The 4,038-nt window shown below is 65.4% G+C and carries 4 protein-coding genes; 2 read left to right on the top strand and 2 right to left on the bottom strand.

From position 1 onward, the window contains the following. The first annotated feature begins 123 nt into the window (after window positions 1-123). Window positions 124-1,104 carry an IS110 family transposase gene (locus E8F11_RS00550; protein WP_280286854.1) on the top strand — a complete coding sequence of 327 codons (981 nt, stop codon included), beginning with the start codon at window positions 124-126 and terminating at the stop codon, window positions 1,102-1,104. A 73-nt stretch (window positions 1,105-1,177) separates the two neighbouring features. On the opposite strand, the gene E8F11_RS00545 is transcribed toward E8F11_RS00550, so the two are convergent. Continuing rightward, a complete protein-coding gene (locus E8F11_RS00545; protein WP_280286853.1) occupies window positions 1,178-2,458 on the bottom strand; it encodes a CynX/NimT family MFS transporter in 1,281 nt (426 codons plus the stop codon). 27 nt (window positions 2,459-2,485) lie between these two features. Then, the gene (locus E8F11_RS00540; RefSeq protein WP_280286852.1) at window positions 2,486-3,136 is read right to left on the bottom strand and encodes a FadR/GntR family transcriptional regulator; all 651 of its coding nucleotides are present in this window, start codon (window positions 3,134-3,136) and stop codon (window positions 2,486-2,488) included. 178 nt (window positions 3,137-3,314) lie between these two features. On the opposite strand from E8F11_RS00540, the gene E8F11_RS00535 reads away from it, so the two are divergent. Further along, complete coding sequence (locus E8F11_RS00535; RefSeq protein WP_280286851.1) at window positions 3,315-3,557, top strand: hypothetical protein; 243 nt, start codon at window positions 3,315-3,317, stop codon at window positions 3,555-3,557. Window positions 3,558-4,038: the final 481 nt, after the last annotated feature.

Raw genomic sequence — 4,038 nt, 5'->3', positions numbered from 1 at the left:
TCCCATCCTGAGAGCTCGACTCTGTTTCGTAGATTGTGCTCCCGGCCCTCTTCTCCAACTCCTGAATGGTATCCAAGCCCCTCCACCGGAGTGAGGCTGCATGAACAAGGCAAGGATCGAGAGATGGCGGTTATTGGAATCGATGTCAGCAAGCAAAAGCTCGACTGTCTGTGGTTACGCGACCCGGACAGTCTGAAGGTCAAGACCAAGGTATTTACCAATCAAGTAGACGGCTTTGCCGCCTTGATCGAGTGGTGCTGCACCCACAGTGGCGTTGCCGCCGGGGAACTGAAGGTGTTCCTTGAGGCCACCGGGGTCTACCACGAATCCTTGGCGTATTACCTGCACGACCGTGGCGTTCAGGTCTTCGTCCTGAACCCGGCGCAAGTCCGCGAATATGCGCGCAGCCTGGGTATTCGCGGTAAGACGGACAAGCAGGACAGCCTGGTGCTCGCCCGTTTTGGCGCGACCCAAAAGGCCCGACGCTGGTTGCCGGAGGCGCGGGAGATCCGCGAGCTGAAAGCGATGATCGTGCGGTATGAGGCGTTGCAGGAGGACCTCCAGCGCGAACTGAACCGGCGGGAAAAAGCCGAGGTCAGTCAGGCCAGCCTCAGCGTAGTGGCCTCCATCGATACGATGCTCAGTGCCCTGCGTCAGGAGGCCGAACGCCTGAAGCAGGAGATCGACGACCACATCGACCGGCACGACCAGCTCAAACGCAACCGGGAGCTGCTGCGGAGCATCCAGGGCATCGGGGATGTCCTTTCCCGCCACCTGCTGGCGTTTCTGCACAGCCGCGACTTTGGCTGTGCCCGACAATGCGCGGCCTATGCGGGCCTGGTTCCACGCCCCTGGGACTCGGGGACGTCGGTAAAAGGCAAACCACGCTTGACCAAAGCGGGGCAGCCTCGGCTGCGGGCCAAGCTCTACATGGGGGCCATTGTGGCCAAACAGCACAATCCCACGGTCAAAGCGCTTTACCAGCGTCTGCTGGCACGCGGGAAAGCCAAGATGAGCGCCCTGGGCGCGGCCATGCGCAAGCTGCTGCAGATTGCCTATGGTGTGCTCAAGACGCAGACACCCTATCAGCCGCAACCGACCTGAAAGGGTCGGTTGCATCTGATCGGAGAGATGGTATCTACGAACACCTCTTCCCTTGAACAGCCATCACCAGCCTTCAAAGATGCTCGCTGCGGGCACCCACATACAGATTGCGCCCGGCACCCAGGCCGAAAGCGGTGGCGGCCAGGCTGATGACCACAAAGATGATCCCCACTGCGCTCCAGCCGTGGGTCAGGTCGTGCACCACGCCCACCAGCAGCGGGCCCATGGCGGCCAGGGTGTAGCCCACGCCCTGGGCCATGCCGGAGAGGTTGGCGGCGACATGGGCGTCCCGCGAGCGCAGCACGATCAGGGCCAGGGCGATGCTGAAGGTCCCGCCCTGCCCCAGGCCCAACACCACGGCCCAGCCCCAGATACCGGACAGCGGCGCGTAGAGCATGCCCAGCAGCCCGGCCAGGGTCAGGCCCATCACCAGCAGCACGGCGGGACGCTGATCGCGGCCCCGGGTGGCCAGCCAGGGCGCGCCGAGGGCGGTGATCAGCTGGGCCATCACCGAGCCGGACAGCACCAGCCCCGCCTCCACGGCGCTCAGGCCGCGATCGATCAGGATCGAAGGCAGCCAACCGAAGACTATGTAGGCCAGGGAGGATTGCAGGCCCATGTAGAGGGTCACCTGCCAGGCCAGCGGGTCGCGCCACAGACCGGTCACCTTGTAGGCCTGGCGGTGCGCGTGCTGGCCCTGGCGCGCCTGGGGCAACCAGATCAGCGCCGCGATGATGGCCGGCAGCGCCCAGAAGGCCAGAGCCGGTTGCCAGGCGCCGTCCAGCAGCTCGGCCAGGGGCACGGTGGCGCCGGCGGCCAGGGCCGCGCCCAGGCACAAGGCCATGGTGTATACGCCGGTCATCAGTCCAGCGATATGGGGGAAGTCGCGCTTGACGATGCCCGGCAGCAGTACGCCGATGATGCCGATGCTGGCCCCGGCCAGCAGGCTGCCGAGGAACAGCCCCGCCAACGGGAACAAGCTGCGCAGCACGATGCCAGCGGCGAGGGTGAGGAGAATCAGCAGGATGGTCCGCTCGCTGCCCAGGCGCCGCGCGAGGATCGGTGCCAGCGGCGCGAAGAGGCCGAGGCAGAGCACCGGCAAGGTGGTCAGCAGACCGGCGCCGGAAGCCGAGAGGCCGGTGTTCTCACGCACCAGGTTGAGCAAGGGCGCCAGGCTGGAGAGCGCCGGGCGCAGGTTGAGCGCCACCATCACCAGCCCCACCAGCAGGAGCACGGCGCTACCGGGCAGTGCCTGCGGCAGGGGTTCGTCGTCGGCCTCGGCGTCGATCAGCAGTTCTTCGGGGGCGCAGGCCGGGATGTCGGGTGCGTCATCCAGGGGGCGGGATGTGGTCATGGGGCAGTTCCGTAAAGAAGGCGCAGGTCAGATCAACAGTGCGCGATTGGCCGCCGCGGCGGCGTCCGCGTCCTGGCGTTCGATGGCATCGAGCAGTTGGCTGTGCAGGTCGAAGCTCGGCTGCGGCCGCTCGGGGTCGGAGATGGTGCGCTCCAGGCCGACGCGGATCACCTGGGAGAAGTAGCGGTAGAGCTCGCTGAGCACCGGGTTGTGGGCGCTGTCCACCACGCGCTGGTGGAAGGCCAGGTCGTGGACGATGTAGTCCTCCAGGTCATCAAAGCTGGAGCGCGCGGCGGAGGCGGCCAGGGCCACGCGCAGGGCGGCCAGGTCCTCCTCGGTGCGGCGCAGGGCAGCCAGGCGCGAAGCCTCGATCTCGATCATCCCCCGCGCTTCCAGGGCCTGTTCCACCGAACTGCGGGCCAGCGTGAGCATGGTCGCCAGCGGGTCGGCGCAGGCACGCACATAGGTGCCGTCGCCCTGGCGCACTTCCAGCACGCCGGAAAAGGTCAGCACCCGCACCGCCTCGCGTACGGTGTTGCGGCTGATGCCGATGATCTCGGCCAGTTCGGGTTCCGCCGGCAGGCGCTGGCCCAGGGGCCAGGTGCCGTCATCGATACGTCGGCGGATCTGCTCCAGGGCAATGTCCACCAGGGAACGCTTGAGGGAAGCTGCAGGCATGACAAACATCCAATCATCGGATGACTTATAAGAATCCGAAGATTAGCCGCGCGATCCGTCCACCGCAACCGCGCATCCTTGCGGGTAACGAAATAGTCATTATCAGCTGCGGTGATTTTTTCCCGCCCCTGGGCGTTGGTAGCCTACACGCACTCACCAACACCGCTCGGGGACACCCATGAAGCACGCACACATCCTTGCGCTGACCGTAATGGCACTGGTCCTCGCTGGCTGCGTCAGCCAACCCGAACCCGATCAACGCCCCTATACCGACGCCGAGGTGAAGCAGTTCGCCCTGGAAATGCTCAGCCGCAGCGGCCTGCCATACGACGACTACGAAAAACTGCGCCAGGCCATCCTCCACCCCAAGGTGCCCGAGGCCGGGAAAGACCTGCCAAAGCAAATGCCGCGCAAGAGCTGAACCCTTTCCGGATGGCCCTACCCGGTCCATCCCCTGCGGGGCCCCATTCTTCTCCGCAGAAAAAACGCCGCACTCACAAGGTGCGGCGTTTCTCTTTTCGGGCTTGGCTCTTGTAGGTCGTGGCTGAGCAAAGCGAAGCCCAACGTCCTCGCCGCGACAAATGGCCAGCCCCTCGCTCTCTCACCCTTCCACCCGAGGTCTCGGCACTGTGGGGGCGATTTCAATCGCCAAGCAGCCCGCAGGGCTGCCTCGCGAACCATTCGGGGCAACTACGTCGCCCTTGGCGAATGAATTGGCTATGTCTGCATTACGGGCTGCGAGTCCCTGTTTCGCCTCCCGGCGAGTCACTTCTGGCAGTCGCCCCAGAAGTAACCAAGAAGGCTTGCCCCTGCATCCGGCCCCGGCTTCGCCGGGGTCTCCTCGCTCCATCGTTGCTCCGGGGGCCCGGCGTGAGGGGCCATCCATGGCCCCGCACGCCTCT

Source organism: Pseudomonas sp. BN417 (assembly GCF_029871205.1).
GTDB lineage: Bacteria > Pseudomonadota > Gammaproteobacteria > Pseudomonadales > Pseudomonadaceae > Metapseudomonas.
The sequence above is the reverse complement of the archived record's forward strand: the minus strand, read 5'-3'. Positions and strand labels throughout refer to the sequence as shown.